The organism is Nocardia sp. NBC_01327 (genome assembly GCF_035958815.1).
In the GTDB taxonomy this organism is placed as follows: domain Bacteria; phylum Actinomycetota; class Actinomycetes; order Mycobacteriales; family Mycobacteriaceae; genus Nocardia.
Genome location: NZ_CP108384.1, coordinates 64,546 through 82,696, shown reverse-complemented (window position 1 = coordinate 82,696; position 18,151 = coordinate 64,546). Strand labels below are relative to the sequence as shown.

General features: G+C 62.2%; 15 protein-coding genes. 6 read left to right on the top strand and 9 right to left on the bottom strand.

Annotated elements, in window-relative coordinates; translation table 11 throughout:
- Positions 1-283: 283 nt before the first annotated feature.
- From OG326_RS41980 to OG326_RS41970, 3 genes are all read right to left on the bottom strand, one after another.
- Positions 284-1,279: a hypothetical protein gene (locus OG326_RS41980; protein ID WP_327146978.1), complete on the bottom strand. Its 996-nt coding sequence runs from the start codon at positions 1,277-1,279 to the stop codon at positions 284-286.
- 191 nt (positions 1,280-1,470) lie between these two features.
- Positions 1,471-2,490: a hypothetical protein gene (locus OG326_RS41975; protein WP_327146977.1), complete on the bottom strand. Its 1,020-nt coding sequence runs from the start codon at positions 2,488-2,490 to the stop codon at positions 1,471-1,473.
- Between the two features lie 512 nt (positions 2,491-3,002).
- Positions 3,003-3,257: a hypothetical protein gene (locus OG326_RS41970; protein ID WP_327146976.1), complete on the bottom strand. Its 255-nt coding sequence runs from the start codon at positions 3,255-3,257 to the stop codon at positions 3,003-3,005.
- A 741-nt stretch (positions 3,258-3,998) separates the two neighbouring features.
- On the opposite strand from OG326_RS41970, the gene OG326_RS41965 reads away from it, so the two are divergent.
- The 3 genes from OG326_RS41965 (at position 3,999) to OG326_RS41955 (ending at position 6,882) form a co-directional block, all read left to right on the top strand.
- Positions 3,999-4,901, top strand: coding sequence for a helix-turn-helix domain-containing protein (locus OG326_RS41965; RefSeq protein WP_327146975.1), 903 nt, complete (start codon positions 3,999-4,001; stop codon positions 4,899-4,901).
- Positions 4,898-5,089 (top strand): DUF397 domain-containing protein, encoded by a 192-nt coding sequence (locus OG326_RS41960; RefSeq protein ID WP_327146974.1) that lies wholly within the window; start codon positions 4,898-4,900, stop codon positions 5,087-5,089. The genes OG326_RS41965 and OG326_RS41960 overlap by 4 nt, the downstream gene beginning before the upstream one ends.
- A 1,361-nt stretch (positions 5,090-6,450) precedes the next feature.
- Positions 6,451-6,882 carry a hypothetical protein gene (locus tag OG326_RS41955; protein WP_327146973.1) on the top strand — a complete coding sequence of 144 codons (432 nt, stop codon included), beginning with the start codon at positions 6,451-6,453 and terminating at the stop codon, positions 6,880-6,882.
- 72 nt (positions 6,883-6,954) lie between these two features.
- Here OG326_RS41955 and OG326_RS41950 read toward each other — a convergent pair whose 3' ends face one another.
- A complete protein-coding gene (locus tag OG326_RS41950; protein WP_327146972.1) occupies positions 6,955-7,500 on the bottom strand; it encodes a hypothetical protein in 546 nt (181 codons plus the stop codon).
- 144 nt (positions 7,501-7,644) lie between these two features.
- On the bottom strand, positions 7,645-8,379 hold the full coding sequence (locus tag OG326_RS41945) for a MerR family transcriptional regulator (RefSeq protein ID WP_327146971.1): 735 nt from the start codon (positions 8,377-8,379) through the stop codon (positions 7,645-7,647).
- Between the two features lie 166 nt (positions 8,380-8,545).
- On the opposite strand from OG326_RS41945, the gene OG326_RS41940 reads away from it, so the two are divergent.
- The gene (locus tag OG326_RS41940; RefSeq protein WP_327146970.1) at positions 8,546-8,899 is read left to right on the top strand and encodes a DUF1707 SHOCT-like domain-containing protein; all 354 of its coding nucleotides are present in this window, start codon (positions 8,546-8,548) and stop codon (positions 8,897-8,899) included.
- Here the strand turns inward: OG326_RS41940 and OG326_RS41935 are convergent, their stop codons facing one another.
- Together OG326_RS41935 and OG326_RS41930 are read right to left on the bottom strand one after the other, a co-directional pair.
- The gene (locus OG326_RS41935; protein ID WP_442791104.1) at positions 8,900-11,065 is read right to left on the bottom strand and encodes a tetratricopeptide repeat protein; all 2,166 of its coding nucleotides are present in this window, start codon (positions 11,063-11,065) and stop codon (positions 8,900-8,902) included.
- Between the two features lie 291 nt (positions 11,066-11,356).
- Complete coding sequence (locus OG326_RS41930) at positions 11,357-12,913, bottom strand: amino acid permease (protein ID WP_327146968.1); 1,557 nt, start codon at positions 12,911-12,913, stop codon at positions 11,357-11,359.
- Positions 12,914-13,119: 206 nt separating this feature from the next.
- On the opposite strand from OG326_RS41930, the gene OG326_RS41925 reads away from it, so the two are divergent.
- Complete coding sequence (locus OG326_RS41925; protein WP_327146967.1) at positions 13,120-14,154, top strand: SPFH domain-containing protein; 1,035 nt, start codon at positions 13,120-13,122, stop codon at positions 14,152-14,154.
- A 23-nt stretch (positions 14,155-14,177) separates the two neighbouring features.
- Positions 14,178-15,173, top strand: a complete 996-nt coding sequence (locus tag OG326_RS41920) for a GNAT family N-acetyltransferase (protein ID WP_327146966.1) — start codon at positions 14,178-14,180, stop codon at positions 15,171-15,173.
- Between the two features lie 151 nt (positions 15,174-15,324).
- Here OG326_RS41920 and OG326_RS41915 read toward each other — a convergent pair whose 3' ends face one another.
- Together OG326_RS41915 and OG326_RS41910 are read right to left on the bottom strand one after the other, a co-directional pair.
- Entirely contained in the window at positions 15,325-16,461 is a 1,137-nt protein-coding gene (locus OG326_RS41915) for a hypothetical protein (protein WP_327146965.1), read from the bottom strand.
- Positions 16,462-16,827: 366 nt separating this feature from the next.
- A complete protein-coding gene (locus OG326_RS41910) occupies positions 16,828-18,123 on the bottom strand; it encodes an MFS transporter (protein WP_327146964.1) in 1,296 nt (431 codons plus the stop codon).
- Positions 18,124-18,151: the final 28 nt, after the last annotated feature.

Genomic DNA, 18,151 nt, shown 5'->3' with positions numbered 1-18,151 from the left:
CCGGGCCGTCTGCGGATCAAAACTGGTCCCGAGGGCAAGACCCCTACCCCGCCCCGCCCTCCCCCGGCTACCCGCCGAACTGGACTGGGCACTCTCCGCGTGACTCCAGGCACGGCCACCTGCCGTACCCGCCTCAGCAGCCGCGTATCTGCACCGGCTCATCCGGAAGTTGCTGAGCAGAGTCGATAGATATTGCACCACAGGGTGTTTCGAAACTTCTTCACTCGCTGAAGAATCGGGACTGTGCCTGCCAGCCCCACCTGGCAGGCACAGTGATCGAACGTCACTCGGTCCGTAGTGTGCCCGTCGCGCGGAGGTAGACGTTCTCGACCGTGATCCCGATAGCGGTGGGATCTGCGATAACTCGCAATTGCACTGAGGCGGCGTCGGCGTCGGCGTCGACCAGGATCTCTACAGCGACGTGTGCGTGTTGTGGATTGGTGCGGTCGATCATCGCCGAGGCTATCGGCTCGCCGTCTCGCAGCATGTCGACGCCAACGGTTCCCGGAATATGTTCGGCGCCGAAATCAACTGTGCCGTAGAGGAAGTAGGCGATTCCCGGAGCTTGGCTCCCGCCATGGAGCTGGATCTGTGTGCCTGTGGGATCCAGGCCGATGAGGGGTCGAAGTTCACCGGTGGACCGGAAGTAGGCCTGATCACCGCCGGCATGGCCGTAGTCGCATAGCGGGATGGGTGAACCACTGCGTATCTGCCGGCCATACGGATTTCCTTGGCCATCGACTTGGTCGAAGGCGTTGAATACCGCGGAGGGCGGCTTGCCGTAGTCATATTCCCAGTCGCGCAGCCGACTCCACCGCGCTGGGCCGGGGCGGCCGCCGATCAACCTTGCGGCGTCGGTGAAGCTGCCGTCCGCGACGCTGGTCAGGAACTGCGCCATTCCGCCATCGAACCGGCGCCAGCGGTCTCCGGCGTTCAGGTGAGGCAGATGCATGGAGATGGGCCAAGCGTCGGGGTCCTCGCCGACCGGTGCCCAGAAGAACAGGTCCCCGTTCCAGGTCTTGCCCCATACGAGCAGTTCAGCGGATTCGGAGGCGCCGGGATTCGGTGGGGTTCCAGTGCGTGCCGGTCCATCATCGGAACCGAATGCCTCATAGAAGCCGAAGGATTTGAGCTGGCGACTGCGATCAAGCAGCGCTGTCAGCGAGGGCCGATCTCCTGTCCGGTGGGCCGGAAAGAACACCGAGAGCTCTTGATTGATCTGTCCCTCGCCGTAGAGGTCGATAAAGTCGCGGTAGTCCGTGGGCAGGCGGAAACCCATGGCGCGCTCGATGTCGCCCCAGGGAGAAGCCGCTACCGGAGGCAGCGGAGGCGGTGGCATGAGCGAACTCAGTTGTGCGACAGCAGGATGCACGGACGCCCTTTCGGTCGGTCGTGCCGAACCTAACAGTCACGATATCTTTTTCCAGCAGTGGGAATAAGCTTGCGATGTCCGCGGTGAATGGCGAGGATTCAGTAGCCCTTCGCCGAGCGGCTGGGATCGGCCTGTTGAACGTTCGCTGCCAAATTGGAGCCGTCTCGCGAGACGTGATAGACGTCCATCACGTAATCTACGCTGCTCGCGATATTGGCTACCGGGTTGGTGATGATCGATGACGTTCCGGCGACATGGTATTTGTTGAACGTGCCCGGAATGGTTTGGGTGAGCCCTTGCGAGGGATGTCCGGCCGCAGCATTCGAGTCCGTCGTATTGATGGCACCGATGTCCCCGCCCGATTCGCGTGCTATCAGAACTTCGTAACCCTTCGTCCAGTTCGCGATGGAAACCGGATCGTTGATACCGAGTTGATGGAGGGCCTGCTTGATGTAGTCGTCGATCTCGGCCTTGCTGAGTGTGTGGTGCTGGCCGGTGCCACCGGAAGAATTTACTGGAGCGGTGTACTGGCTACTATAACCACCACTGCTGTCGGTGGGCACATAGCTGCTGGGCGACGCACTCTCGGGAGAACCACCGGAATAGCTTGCCGGAGAGGCGCTGTCGGTCGCGGGGCTGTTCTGGGCTACGGCGTCGCTGTGAGTATTGTTCTGGTCCAGGGCCTGCGTGACTGCCTGCTCGGCTTTGCTAACATCGCCGTCGATGTCGGCTATAGCATTGAATTGATCTTGAATGCTGGGGTTCTCGGGCACGCTGGTCAGTCGCTCCCGGATTGTCTCCACGAGTGCCGTGACTTCGGTGGTCGTATTGCCGCTGAGTTCCGCCGACTTCTGAGCGATATCGGCGATATTGGCATCGAGTGAATTCAATTCGGTCCGAAACAGCGTGGCCTGTACCTGAGTGATTTTGTAACTCGCCTGCATCTCACCGCTGGACAACGGTGGTGGACCCAGCCCGCTCAACGTCTCGGAAGTGACTCCCTGGGCGGTACCGTTACCGAGGGTGTCCAGCAACTTCTGCAGGATTGGCTCGACGTAGGCGACGTATCCGTCCAATATCGGAGCGTTGGCACGGCGCGGCAAGGTAAGCGTTGTCACCACTGTTCACCCTTCGCAACGCAGCCCATCCATCTGCCAGCTTCCGTCCGCCGACGTCAATGGCATGCTAGACGGTCTCGATCACCCTGCGCGGCAACGCGTTCCCACGAAAGGGAAGGTTCCCTGCGGGCCGGCAGTTGGACGCACAGATGATCGATATCTCGAATGACCCTCCCTGACTTGGGAATAGGGAAGTCCACCCGATCGGCAGAATTCTGTTCCCAGGTATGGGAATAGAGAGGATGGGTTGATCGGCACGCACGGTTACTGTTCGAATTACGCCGAGGCAGTTCACCACTGTTCCGCGGCCCAAGGTCGGTGCGTCATGCATTATTCCGGATAGTCACGGGGACGGTTCAAACCTCCACTTTGCACCGGTGACATCCGGCGAGTACGCGAGGTTCGGGCATTCGTGCCTTGCGTTCGTGCGTGACGCACCGCCGCTTCCGGGCTCCTGATCCTCCAGGGGGAGCCCGGAAGCGGCATTACATTTGCCCAGCGCCGATTGCCGGTCATGGATCGCGGGTGACATGGCCGACCACCTTGAAGTTCCGAGTCGGGAACGGGATGACGTTCGATCTTTCGGCGTATGGGTCCTTCTCGATACCGACAGTTCGCGCCGCTACTTGCTGGCGGATGCACACGGCCGGATGGCAATCTCGATGAATGATCATGGCTTCCAGCGCCTCCGCTGCGTTCATCTCGATGTCGTCGTCGCGAACGTCGCAGTCTTCCAATCTTTTCAAGCGTGGACCATAGAATTCCACGGGCCTACTCCTCACTATTTGGGTCTTCCTTTGCATTCGTCACTTCCGGTACGCGTCCATCCAGGGCCAGCCGTTCCGTTCCGCGATCTCGGCCAGCTGTTTTCTAGAGCAACATGAGCGCGCTGTTCCCGCGTTGGCGGCGACGCAATTTCGGTGCCGCCGGAGTTCGATTTTCACGTTGTCCTGATTCTCGAGATGTTCCGATGGCGGCAGCCGGTGATCGCTGATACGAGAAATCGTTCCGGACATTGCTTACCCACCCCTGCCCTGCGATCTGATGCGGATTTCATCGGTCACGATCGCCTCCGATGCTGCCCAGCAGCGCTTGCGGCAAGCCGGAGTTCGAGTGACCGCCCGCCGCGGATGCGGATCGAGATCGGGCGCGGCACCCCTCCCCCGTCGTAACCTTCCTTTACGTATGTGCCTGTGCCCCTGGGGTCCTCAATGAGGGCACCGACAACGATGACGGCCGAGACAGTGATGATCGAGATCAAAACCCAAGCATCCCAAGGCATTTAGGCTCTCCCAGCGCTTTTGGATGAATCCCCGGCGGCGGCCTTTCGTGCTGTCATCGCCAGGTGGTATGCGTTAAGCAGACACCTAATTGTTGTCAGAAAAAGCGTCCGTTACGGACAGTTCGTGAAATATAGTTAACCGTCCGTCACGGACGAGCCCGGCACGGACATGCCCGCCAAGGGCGCGCCTGTTACGGACTCTCGTCAGATAGCGAGGCTAACGAAAATGACCGAATGGACGGTCTCTCGCCTGGATTTCGGCAACTTCATGAAAGAGCTGCGAGAACACGCATCTCGGCCGGCGATGACAGCGGCCGCCGTGCATATCGGCGTTTCTCGTCAGGCCATCGACCGAATGGAGGACGGTTCTCTCACGAGGCTGGGCGAGCTGCACATCAACGCGCTGCTCGACTTCTACGGCGCCAACGATGATGCGCGGGTGAAGGCCGAGGAGCTGTGGCGGGAGATCAAGACCGAGGAGAAGGCTGCCAAGGGGCAAGGCACCACCCGGGGGTTGTGGAAGGCGTACAAGGATCAGGTCGCGCCCATCACGGGGAAGTTCTTGCGGCTGGAGGGTATTGCCAATCATGTGATCGCCCACCACCCGGTAATCTTCCCGGCACTTCTCCAATCTGCCGACTACCGGCGCGCCCTTGATCGTGTGAGCGAACCCGCCCTGTCGGTCGTCGACCTGGAGCGCCGCATCGAGCTCACTATGAAACGACAAGCGCGCCTTGATGATCCGACTTTCAGGCTTGAGGCGTTCCTGTCCGAAGCTGTTGTGCGCAATCGTGTGGGTGACGCGAGGGTCATGCGGAACCAATTGGAATGGCTAGCGCGGATGAGCGAGCGGGAGAACGTTGCCATCCGCCTTGTGCCGTTTGACGCCGGAACCCATCCGGGATTGACCATGCTGACGTTCGTCTGGTTGGCGTTCCCCCAGGGTCCGAGTGGGAAGGCGCTGCCGACAATGGTTTACGCCGAGGGCGCCATCGGCAGCGTCTTCCACGAGCAGGACGAAGAGGTCAGCCAATATCGACAAGCAATCGAGGGCCTGCGCGCTGTAGCGTTGAACGAACAAGACACCGAGGATCTGATGATGAAGATCGCGAAGGAGCACGCGGCGTGAAGAAGCCGGTCAAGGGCGAGTGGTACAAGTCGAGCCGGTCCGATAGCGGTAAACAGTGCGTGGAGGTTTTCCACGGCGAGGACGTGACCAAGGTCCGGGACACGAAGGACAACGGCTGCGGCCCCACCCTGGAGTTCCCGGCCAGCACATGGGCGGCGTTCGTCGACAGCCACATCTGGGAACGCTGACCGCGCCAACACCAATAGGAAGCCCCGACTGGGCGTCCAGTCGGGGCTGCGCGGTGAAGCGAGGGACTTCCTAGTGGCTGGTTTTCCTCGCGGTGGCGTGAATCTGCTTGGGGAACAGGAGTTCTGCCATTGAGCTCCATCGGCACGATGTGAGTTCACATAGTCGCTGACGCCGAGGTGATCACTGATTGGCTGGTTGACGAGGTGACCCAGGTCGAGCGCGCCGCTGGCCGAGTGCGCGCACCGCGCTCGAGGTGGGGTGACGCGATGGCCCACCTATACCTATGCCAGGCGATGCCGAACTCCTCGCCCTCACGGAAATACCCTGGTACGAAAGGGTTTTCACCATCGCTGCCGAGAACCGGCCCTTCTGGCCGCCTACCCCGGGTCGCTTACGTGCCGACCACTCGCCCGCCGCCGGGCATTCGTTGGCGGCACCGAGCGCCCGTGGGATGTCCTGACCGACAGCCACAATCGGTGGTCTCGGAAGCATTCGGGTGTGTGAAGCGCCAGGCAAGCATGTTCAGCAGGGCGCGAGCGGGGGCGAGCGGGGGCGAAGTCGGTGCTGGTGGCGAGTACCTGTCACGGTTCTTCTCGGCAGCGGGGACACTGCGTATTCGAATGATGAAAACTGTTCATTGTCACGCTATTTGCCGGCACGTTATCTCCTAAAGGTCCTGGCGCTGCGCACAGAGCGTGACGGCGGGAGCGATGCCCGCTTGAGAGAGCCTGAATATCTCGTGGCATGTGCTGGACGAGGATGAGTTGATCAGGAACGGGACGCTGGTCGGGGACGAGTCAGCAGAGTCGCCCGGGCGGGGAGGGGCGACGAAATTCGGATTCGCTCTCCTTCTGCGGTTCTATGAAGTGCCTGGCCAGACGATCAAGGCCCACCGGGCCCGAGCTCTCAGCAGTAGTCGACCGGGGATTTGGTCGGGGTCACGTTGCCTGTTCGTAGGTCACGGCCGCAGGGCCGCAACAGCGCGTGCAGGATTGACGCGGCGAACGAGACCTCAACCTCGACACTGCCCCAGCCAGACCTCGATGCCTGGCCAACCGCCCAACGGGCCGCAACTCGCACCGAGAACACCTCAACCAACGACCTGCGGACGTTCGCACGGTCCTAGCGCGAGGCCGGATGCGGGCAGCGGGAGACGGTCGGGCGAGCCAGAGACTCGTGGACTGTTGGGTAACCGATGCGGTAGCTCTTAGTTCTTCCCGTGGGCGAGAACAGATCGAACCTGAGTGATGGAACACTAGTTGGTGTAACGCTATCTAACGGCACGTTATCGATCACGGGTTTGGCACCGCCCATGGGCGTGGATGAATCCGCGAATCGACTGCGACTAAGGAACTCATCGATGCGCACGCCGGCCACCACTCGCAAGTTCTTCGCCTCCGCTCTCTTCGCCTGTGCTTTGACGGTCATTCCGGCACTGGGCACCGCCGTGGCGAGCGCAGCTCCCGTGGGCTCGCACGTCTCGCACGCTCTCGACCACACGGGCAGTAGCGCTGGCGGGCACGGGAACAGCCACTCCGGTCCTGCCGGCGGCCGCAGCTCCGGCGGACCGCGGCCGGGCGCCATCGACGGCCGCCGGGTCGCGGATCGGGGCTGGGCGCCAAATGGTTCGACCGACAATCGCAGGGTGGGCGACCGGATTGTCGAGTCGGGGACGACCGAGGGTCGACGGGTAGCCGACCGGGACTATTTTCCCGTTGGACCGCCTTTGATCAACAGCCACGGTGGTCAGCGCACGTGCTGGCCGCTCGTGGTGAACTGCCCCGCCTTCTAAATCCGCATTCGACCACTCGTGTGCCGGGACCAGCGTGGTGTCCCGGCATACGAGATGGTTGTGGCGCCGGGGTCAGGACAGCACGCCGTCGGTACACATGCTCGAGCTTCGCCAGGTGCGGGCCGGCCGGATCACCGGGGAATCGAAGGCCCACTGCGACACCGGGCCGGCCGAATGCCAGAGCAGTATGCCTGCGACGGGGAACAATTCGTAGACATCGTCCGGGCCTTCGATCAGCTGATTGCCGACGCAGTAGTCGTTGTAGTCGGTACCGGGCTGCAACGCGCCGGGACTGAACTGGCCGACCGGGTTACCGGCGCCGGGGCTGTATACCGAGCCTTGCCGCCCCGTGGCCGAAGTGCGGTCCCAGCGCGCCCCGCCGAAACCATCGGTACCGCAGGTGAAGGCCCAGCCGCCCGCGTAGATCGTGCCGCCCTGCCGGTAGCCGGCACTCGCCCACAGACATCCCGCATGCGAAATATCCGCTGCCGCAGGGGTTGTCGCCGCGCCGAGAGCGAACGCTCCGGCCAGGGCGAGGGTCGCCGATATGACGCGGGCCCGCCATCGGGGGCCGGGGGTGCGGGCGGGCGTCCAATTGTGTTGTGCGCGTGTGACCATCGATGTCTCCGTTTCGCCGTCTGCCGTTCCGGGCCGACCGCGACTCGTATAACGGCACTAACACTGACGTTGATTAACGTACCGACATCTAGCGGCGCATTATTTGCGAATGTGACCACCTTTGGGAAGATGACCAGCGCTCGATCAGGGGTTCTGCAGCAGCTCGCGGATTTCGGGGTCCTGTTCGAGCTCGCGCTCGATGAATTTGCCCACCAGATCCCCCGCCGCCCGGCCCGGGTCCCGGCGCAAGGCATTGACCCGCGCGGTGAATTTGGCGAGATCCTCAGGCGTGCGGCCGGAGTGCGCGTAGGGCTCCCACGCGTGTTCGCGCACCAGGCCGACGATCCGGTGCGCGACCCGATCGCAGTCGGTCCGCAGCCTTTCGACCTCGTGCAGGATGTCAGCGGTGGGCACGTCCGCGGCGGCCAGGCAGTTCAGGAGCCCCGCGAGATCGTGATCGGCGACCCGATAGGTCGTGGCGTCGACCGGCGCGAAGATTCCGGCGGCGACGACCCGGGCCAGCCCGTCGGGCACTTCGCCGAAGCGATCCTGCAGCTCGGCGGCGGTAACCGTGTAGTAGTCCGCGTTCGCGCCCGATTCCTGCTGATCGACGTCGACCACACCGAGGACATCGCTGAGATCGTCCCCCCTGTCCAGCGCGGCCAGCAGCTCTTTGATCCCGTTGAGTTTGATTCCACGATTGAGCAAACGGCTGATCGTGCGGACCCGATTGATGTGTTCGGCCCCGTAATAGCCGGTCCTCCCCCGTACCTCAGGTGGTGGGAGAACTCCGCGCTCGTGATACACGCGCACGCTGCGCACAGTGGTGTCGGCGACCCGCGCGAGCTCGTCGATGGTGTATTCGGGCCCTCCTGGCATACCTAAAGGAAACCACATCGAACCTACTGCGGAGTGCCGCCCGGCGTCGCGTTGCCCATCGTGCCGATACGGAATGGCCTATTCCTCGACGCGTCCAATGAAACCCCTTCCCGCCCTTGGTGATTGGTGACCTTCCTAGCATTGGTGCGAGTTCTATCCTGTCTCGATGGATGAATCGCCGTATGCCCGGGTGAGTGACGCGGAGCGAGAACGGGCTCTGCAGGAGCTCTCCCGGCATTTCAGTTTCGGGCGGTTGACCGCACCCGAATTCGATGAGCGCACTTCACATGTGTGGCGGGCGGACACCAGACGGCAGCTGGCGGAGATGTTCGCCGATCTGCCGGCGCCCCCGGCGCTCGAGCCGGTGGCCTATCCCGGTGTGGCGCCCCGGCTGATGGTGCGCGGGGTTGCGATCACGATGTTCGTGATCGTCTTCGCCCTGGCCCTCGGTAATGGCATGTGGTTGCTGCTGCTGGGAGCTATACCGGTGGTGTTGTTGATCCGCCTGCATCGTCAGTAGTCACAGCAGGGTGCGCGGCCGGACACTGTTGGCCAGATCGATGAGGCGATAGCGGTGGAACCGGTCGGGCACGCTGTGCGCCAGGGCACGTAAAGAGGATTCGAGACCACGGCGCAGTCCGGTCTCGGTGACCTCGAATCCGAGGATTGTCGTTTCCGGCCGTTCGGGGCGCCCGTCCGCGCGCAGGCATTCGAGGGCTGCTCCCAGTACGACGACCCGCAGTTGAAGTGCGCGTGGCTCTTGACTGAGTTCCTCGAGTCGGGTGGCGGCGGTCGCGAGGTCCGAGTCGGTGATCGCCGCGACGGGACGCGAGACCAGTAGCAGGCTTCCGGTCAGCCGCATCAGGGGAAAGTGCCGGGAGGCTTCCGGTACCTGATCGAGGACCTCGACGGCCTGCAGTACCTGGCCTGCGGCTACGAGACGGCGGGCCAGGCCGACTGCCGCGCTGATCACGCCGTGATTGACCTGCCAGAGCATTCGGTAGTGCTCCGATGCCGGTAGCTGCCAGCGCGGATCGTCCTTGCCCGGGGAGCCCTCCCCCGCGAGTTCGGCGCTGGCGGCCAGCGCCGCGAGCGGCGCGATCTCGCCGGGCAATGTTGCCGAGACGGTCTCGAAGTGCCGGTATGCGCGGTCGGGATGACTATCGAGCAGGGCGGCGATCCCGGCGAACCAGTCGATTCGCCAGTCATGGCTGTATCGGGTTGTGAGCTCGGTCAGCAATTGCCGGGCCGGGAGGGTCCGGCCCAGATCGAGGTGGGCGCGCACCGCCGTCAGTGCGCCCTCGAGCTCGTAGGATTCCGGTGCCGCGATCGCGCCGGCGAGGATTCTGCTGTGGGTGCGCTGGAGGGCGTCGAGGGCGTAGGTGGGCTCGGCGTGTAGCAGGGTGGACAGCAGATCCGCGGAGGGATCCTCACTGTCCATGAGCGGGACCGGCAGCGCCGCGACAATCTCACACGGATCGAGGCCGGGTTCCTCGCCGCTGCTGGTCACCATGCCGTCGGTCCGTGCGATGAGCATCGCAACTCCGAAATCACCTCGCATGGAACCGAATTCGATCGATGTCTGGGGGTGCTCGGTGTCGGTGTCGGCGGCGAGCACCATCCGCAGCACGCCGCCGAGCTGGCAGTACATCGAGTACGCGGAGGGAAAGCGGCGGCGGGGGTCCGGGTCGGTGGCGCGTCGCAGTAGTCGGTAGAGGGCCGGGTGCCGGCGTAGTGCCGGGCATTGCGCCGGATCGGGGATGCCGGGCAGGTAGTTGCCTTGCTCGTCTCGGTCCAGGTCGAGTATCAGCGCTGCCAGGGTCCGCCCGACGGAGTGGATGTCGGAGGCGATGGTGGGCCCGGTCGTGAGGATCTCCGGTGCTTGATAGCCCAGGGTGCCGTAGATGCTGCCGAAGGAGTCCATCGCGGCCACCGCACCGAGGTCGATGAGCTTGACCTCTTGCTCGGTGATCATGATGTTGGCGGGTTTGAGATCGTTGTAGGCGAGGCCGAAGGAGTGCAGATAGTCCAGTGCGGGAAGGGCTTCCATCACGTAGGCGAGGGCTTCGGCGACCGGGAGCCGGTCGGGCCCGCGCTGGTCGGCAATGGCTTTCAGTGTTCGTCCGCCGACGTATTCCATCACGATGTAGCCGTCCGGTGCGCCCCCTGGCGCGGCGTGCTTGACGAAGTTGTAGATCTTCACGATGCCGGGATGGGCCATCTCGGAGAGGAATTGGCGTTCGGCGACAGCGACGATGTGTGCTTCGAAGTCCAGGGGGTTCTGCAGGCCCTTGAGCACGACCCAGCGATCGCTCACATTGCGGTCGACGGCGAGATAGATCCAGCCGAGCCCGCCGGGCGCCAGGCAGCCCTGGACTTCGTATTGGCCGGCTATCAGTTCCCCGTCCTGCAGCAGCGGCCGGAAATTGAAGGGCGAGTGGCAGTATGGGCATTCACCCGCGATTGCGGCGGGATGCTCGCCGGTTCGGCGGCCGACCGGGCGATCGCATTTCCAGCAGAATCGCTTCGGCTCGGGGACCTCAGGGTTGTGCAGTACGACCTGCCGTGGATCGACGGGGGTCTCTCTCGGCAACTCCACCAGGCCGCCGCCGAGGCGTCGCACGCTGGGGCGTGATCGGGCGCTGCGACTGGAGGGGGTGGCGAGCCCGAGGTCTTCTGTGGTCATGTCGGCGGCGAATCGCGACACTGGATCGGTGCCGGCTGGGCGCCGGGTCGCCCAGGGGTGAGATGTCCGTTGCAGCGCTTCGGTGCCACGCATGCGCCGGTTCCCCCAGGGGCTGGGTGCTCGATGGTCGGATGTGGGGGGTTGTTCCGGCATGGAAACCTCTCGCGCCGACCGTGTAAATCGAGGTCCCATTCTCGTGGTGCCCCGAATGCTGCGCGCATGCCGTATTCCCCACCGTGGGAAGGGGATTCGCCACGGTGGGGATCGGCGCCGGGTCCGGCCGGTATCGATCTACTCGAAGTCGGATTGTTCGATCGCCTCGAGGACGGTCGGCGCGGCCACCGGGTGTGCGTCCTCTACCGGGGCGTCCTGCAACCGTGGGCGGCGTTCGATGACGATCGGATACTGCCCGGTGAAGCCCTGGCGTTCGGCGGCGAGGCGCTGCACCCGGTGCCGGACCAGGAACCAGCCGCCGGCGAGCAGGGGGGCCATGACCAGGATGGTGGCGAGCACCGAGCCGCGCTGGACATTGTCCTGCCCGAAGGCCATGAGTGCGACGACTCCGGCGAGGAAGAGCAGGGTCGCGTAGCCGGTGTAGGGGGCACCCATGAGCCGGAAGGCGGGGCGCTCGGATTGTCCGTCGCGCCACTGCTTCCACAGTTTCAATTGACACAGGATGATGGCCGTCCACGAGGCGATGGTGCCCAGGGCCGACATGTTCAAGACGATTTCGAAGGCTTGGTTGGGGATGACGGCATTGAGTGCGACACCGATCAATGCGATAGAGCCGGTCGCGAGAATGCCCACATAGGGGACTCCGGTTCTCGACATCCGGGCCGCTGCTCGTGGCGCGCTGCCGTTCATGGACATCGATCGCAGGATGCGGCCGGTCGAGTACAGGCCGGCGTTAAGGCTGGAGAACGCCGCGGTGAGCACGACCAGGTTCATGATCGTACCGGCCGCGGGCACACCGAGTTTCACGAAGAAGGTGACGAACGGGCTCACTCCGGCCTTGTAGGCCGTGTACGGGAGCAGCAGGCCCAGCAGCACCAGTGAGCCGACGTAGAACATGGCGATGCGGGCGATGACGGAGTTGATGGCCCGGGGCATGATCTTCTCCGGGTTCTCCGCCTCCCCTGCCGCGGTGCCGATCAACTCGACTGCGGCATAGGCGAATACGACGCCGGTCGTGACTACTACCAGGGGTGCCAGGCCTACGGGGAACAGGCCGCCGTGCTGGGCGATGACACTGAATCCCGTGCGCTCTCCCCCGACGGAAGAGCGCTTGGCCAGCAGGACGGTGCCGATGACCAGGAACAGAACCAGCGCGACGACCTTGACCAATGCGGCCCAGAATTCGAGCTCGCCGAACCAGCGGACCGAGATGAGGTTGATGCTCACGACGATGGCCAGTGCGATGAGGGCGATCAGCCACTGCGGGATCACCTGTAGCGAACCCCAGAAGTGGATGTAGGTGGCGACCGCGGTGATGTCGACGATGCCTGTCATGCACCAGTGGAAGAAGTACATCCACCCGACCACGAAAGCCAGCTTCTCGCCATAGAACTCGCGGGCGTAGGAGACGAACGAGCCCGAGGACGGGCGGTGCAGGACCAGCTCCCCCAGTGCGCGCAGGATGAAGAAGACGAACACGCCGCAGACCGCGTAGACCAGGAACAGTCCTGGTCCCGCGGTGGCCAGGCGGCCGCCGGCGCCGAGGAACAGGCCGGTGCCGATGGCGCCGCCGATCGCGATCATCTGGAGCTGTCGCGGCCGCAGCGACTTGTGGTAGCCCGCGTCCTCATCGGCCAAAGCGTGTGGCGCTTCGGGGTGGCGAACGGTAGTCATGATGACGGCCTCTCAGGTGACGCGGGTCATATCGAGCAATAATGTACCGCTATATAACGGCACGTTCAATAGGTGACTAGAATCGCCCTGTGAACGAAACACGTTGGTTACCTTGGTGATTACTCGGCTACCCGCCGGTCGATCCCATTGAACGCACCGCTATTCATCGATACACTCGCTGGGTCAGTCAGCGATGGAGGGTACCCATGGCATGGTTCGAGCGCGAGTTCATCGCCGTGCCCGAGGCCCAGAAGAACCAACTGGTCTTCAAATGGCCGGATCTCAACATCCGCCGCTACAGCCGTGCCATCGTCAACGCTGACCAGACGGCCTTGTTCGTCCGATCGGGCGCGGTAATAGCGACGCTGGGCCCCGGACGGCATCGCATCGACGCCGAGGAACTGCCCGTCCTGGGCGCCCTCGTGGACAGTCTGACCGGCGGCAACTACTACCGCGCCGAACTGTATTTCGTCTCAGCCAGAGAGCTTCCCGGCATCAGGTTCGGCGGCCGGCTCGCCGATATCGTCGACCCGGTCAGCGAACAGGTGGTGACCCTGCGGGCCTTCGGCGAATTCGCCCTGTCGGTACGAGACCCGGCGGCACTGATCACCGGTCTCGTCGGCACCTCCGCTCCCGCCGATCCCGGCGCGGCGCCGACCTGGTCCGCTGACCTGCTCCTCAAGTCGATGAAGATCGCTGTCACACAGGGTATTTCACGCCGCGAATGGCCGGTACTCGGATTGTCGGCGCACCTGCCCCCGATCGAGGCGACAGTCCTGCGGGAAACGAACATCGCCCTCTACGAATTCGGGCTGCGCATCCCGCGGATGGGCAACTTCGACATCACCCTGGATCCGGAGGACGCCGATCGCCTCAAACGGCTCGCCAAGGATGTCACCTACATCCGAATGACCGGAGACTTCCAGCGATACGCCATGGGCGAACTCGCCCTCGGCGCCGGGCGAGGCCTGACCCATGGTGTCGGCGGCGACAGCGGATTTCTGGGCGCGGCAATGGGAATAAGTGCACTGCAACAACACTCGGCCCCAGCACCGATGGCGACCACTCCCCCGTCACCCCCGTGCACCTCATGCGGGGCTACCACCGCCCCGGGGGCGCGGTTCTGCGGCGACTGCGGCACCGAGCTAGCGCCCCGCCGGCCCCGCCACTGCGCGAGCTGCGCCGCAGAACTGTCCAACACCGCAAAATTCTGCCGCGACTGCGGCACTCCCGCACGCTAGGTCGTATATGGAGGTCGAGCGGCGTGACTGGGATGCTTGCTGCTGCCTGGCGCGCTCTACGTGACTGCATATTGGGTGAGGTCTGCTGTGGGGGTCCGGCCGCGGCCGATATCACCAGGGGGTACGCCGACGCGTCGAAAGGCGCAGCGCAATCGTTCTCTCGCGCCGAAGTCGAAGCACACGATCACATGGAAGGGCTGGAAAGAAATCTACCCAGTGCTTCCTACCCGGCTGCCAGCTCCGTCCGAGATATTCGAGAGGCAGACGAAATAGGCGGCGCAGAGGTCGGCCGCACAGCCGCAGAACCCTCGGCTGCACCATCGAAAAACGTTCCCGATCTGTCCCATGTGGCGCCTCTGGGCGATCTGGTCGACGCAGACCGTCTAGACCATCAGACCGTGAACCTGGCGCTGAAAGGGCTCGAGCGCCAGTACGGACCGTACCGACTCGATAACGTGTCCACAGACTACGAAATCAGCTGGACCGCTGCAGGGCGGAGAAGGCAAGAATTATTGATGAGCGCATCCATCCGAGACGGCGAGCAATCAGCGGGAATTATCAGTCATTGCTTCAGCCGCGATGACGAAGGCAAACTAGTAGTTGAAAACAGGGTTATATGTCTTTGGCCAGAATTTCGCGGCAAAGGATTCTCTACCGAATTTTCCAAGGCGATCGAGGAGTACTACCGACGATCAGGGGTTGACCGTATCGAGCTGTACGCGGACCTGCAGGATGGGGGTTACACGTGGGCGCGAGCAGGCTTCGGCTGGGACCTGGATCCGGGAAAACTCCGCGGATCTGTCAACAGCATCAGGGCTCAGATTAGTCATTTGGTTACGAGCACTCCGGGGCTCTCCAGTGCGGACAAGGCCCAACTAGATGACATACTGGCAAGATTTCAAGGCCACGTGGCAGGATATCCATCCCCGAATGAACTTGTTTCACTTTCCGGCGACGAACCAAACCTTGGCGAGAAAATCATGAGAGGATCGAAGTGGCACGGGATGAAGAAGCTCTGAATATCTCTACCGACGAGAAATTATTAATTAGAAATTCACGACGGCGGGCCGCCCACTCAGGCGGGTTCTTGGCGCGGCTTGCCCAGGCTCCGGGGCTGCGGGAGCCCGAGGGTTGAGATCCCCCGGGCCACCCGGCCGTTATAGACGAGATTCAGAGACTGGTGCGGGTGAACTTTTCCGTGTCCAGACCCTGTCCGCCCCGGGCATTTTCTCCCTTCCTAAGTGCCCCTACGAGAAAGTCTTCAAAGTGCTTCTGCTTGAATTCCCATGCACTTCGGCAGGTCTTCGCAATGTCGGGGATGAGCTCCCCTAACAGCGCGTTACCCTGATTTTCGAGAATGTATTGGTAAACTCTCTCCACGGCACGCCTACGCTGCGCCTCAGCCAGATGAGGGCTCGCTGGACACGTCATTCTCAAACCGGCGCCCAGATCGCTGCTGTGCAAGATCTGCGACCTGAAGAACAATTGCCACCCAGAAGCGATAGCGTCGATATCCCTATCGTTCCCCGAATCCGGAGCAGCCGTGCCGTCGGCGCGCTCCAAACTCAAGATAATCAAGAGAAGCAGCGTGCTGAATACTATGAAGTTATCAAACTGGGCAAGCGGTTCGTCCAATACGTAGTATGCCACGTCCTTGGCCGACTCCCCCAGGTCCGACCTATCGACGGCGTATCGCAGTTCTCTGGTATAGGCACCGTGCGCCGCGTGAAATACCGCAAGAGCCAGAACCAATTGGGGGTGTTCTGCCGCGCGTGCACGTAGGTCGGATTGACGTAGAGCGAAGCGTGCAATCTCGGCCCGCTCACTCAGATATCGTTCGGCGATATCAATCGGCGCCGATTCGGGGGTCAAAAGAAAATTGAACTGGTGCGGAATCAAATCTATCGCAGTCCGCACCAGTTCGAGATATGTTTCCCGATCGAGGTTGTCGGTGAAATACGGCAGATACCGGCCGAAGAAATCATCCGGTGGAAAATAGTGCCTTATCGCGGACCTGACGGATCTGGATTTCGCATGAACTGCCGACATATCGATGCTGAAATCATGAAATCCGAACGTCTCGTTGACTTGTCGAGGCGTGGGTTCGTCATAGCCTTGATCACCGATGAACTCCACCACCCCGATCTGCCGAGTCGCTCCCGAACGAAGCGGCGCCTTGGTCCACGACGGCCATTCCGGGTGTTTCAAATCCGTCGGCGAGGATTTCAGCACGCCGGCCCTGTCGAGGCGATGTACTATCTCGTCGAAAAAACGATCCGCATCGAAATCTTGCAAGTCGAATTCCATGATGCTTCCGAATTGTTTCTATTTCGAGCTGTTGTCCGTATCGGGATCGATACCCAGCGCCCGCGCCAAGTCGACTGGAACCCGCGCGGGACAACTGGCCCCGGGCCCTTCGCTACCGCCGGCGGTATGCACCTTTACCAGGAGTGGCCAGTCCAGCGACGGCTTGAATGATTGATCTTGTTCGCTCACGATGCATCAACTTCTTAATCAAAGGTAACAACAGAATACGGATGAGAAGATCTCCGTCACCCAAGAATACTCGATCAAGTGACTACGAATATCCCCATGCATGGGAACCGCGCCGCCTGTCCACGAGCGTTGCTTCGGGACCAGCGGCAGTTTCCACAAGCGGGGAGCAGTGTGTTGTCAGGGATTCTCCAGGATATTTCGGGAAGCCCGGGTGATCCAGGTTGCCGGCGGCGGACCGACGGATCGCTGATGCGATGACGCCGCGGGCGGACGCTCCGGGAGGCGTCGTGCGTACCGGGCCAGTAGAACCATTCCGGCGACAAGGCCCCATCCCGTAGTCGCGGTCCCCAGGGTCGACAGGAGAGGCCCAGCCAGCAATGCGCCCGCGGCTCCGCCGCTGTGGGCAATGAGCTTGGTTGCGCCGAACACCCTGCCGACCAGCTCATCGGGGAAGGCGCGCAGGCGGTAGAGGGTCAGCGGAATATTGCCGAGCGGTACCACGAAACCTACGCCCATCCAGCATATTGTGAGCGCGGCCAGGTTTGAGCTTGCCACCATGGTCATACACAGAAAGACCCATACCCACACCATCACGGTGACCGCGATCCGGGGGCTGATACGGCTTGCGAGACTTGCAGCTGGGACTGCACCGAGCAAACCGCCCAGACCAGTTGCCCCTAAGACGACACCGACCGCCCAGGCAGAGTGGCCGCTAGCTCTGACGTCCAAGGTAATCAGAAGTACGAAGACCTGGAGTATCGCATTCGCTACCGCGAGAGCAATTGTGCCACCACGAACCATAGGTTCATCCCAGACCATCTGCATTCCTACCCGGAAATGTCGCCAGTCCCAGATCCGGACGATATTCGAGGATTCAGACTCCGACTTGGCCGGGGCCTGGTCACGTATCTTCGAAAGTGTCCACAGACAGTATAGATAAGACAAGGCATTGGCCAAAAAAGGTAGAGTGCGAGCAATTCCAACCGCTGCCGCACCGACTGACCGGCCTATTATATTTGCTATATGTTGCTCAGCATCGAAGAAGGCAAAAGCTCCGGGCCGCTCATCTTCGGTAACGATATCCCGAATGAGGATCAGCTCACTGGTGTTGAAAAATACATATGCCGTACCTTCAGCGAACGCAGCACCAGTCAGGAACAGCGGCAAACCCGGCGGCTCCATTATGATGACGATTGCCGCGAGCAGAGTTGCCACCAGTCCCATCCGCTGGCACGCCAAGAGAACCCGCCGATGATTCCAATGATCAGCCACGACGCCGGCTGGAATTTCGAAGATCACCATCGGCAATATCATGGCAAATGCCACGATGCTCGACACGATCGGAGAACCGGTAAGGATCAAAGCCAGCAGGGGGTAGGCGATCTGCACGCCCTTCAACCCGACATTCGAGATGGCATTGCCGGTCCACAATAATAGAAAGTTTCTATTACTCAATATGTTCGAATCAGACATAGCGAACCACAAATTCTTCTGGCATCGA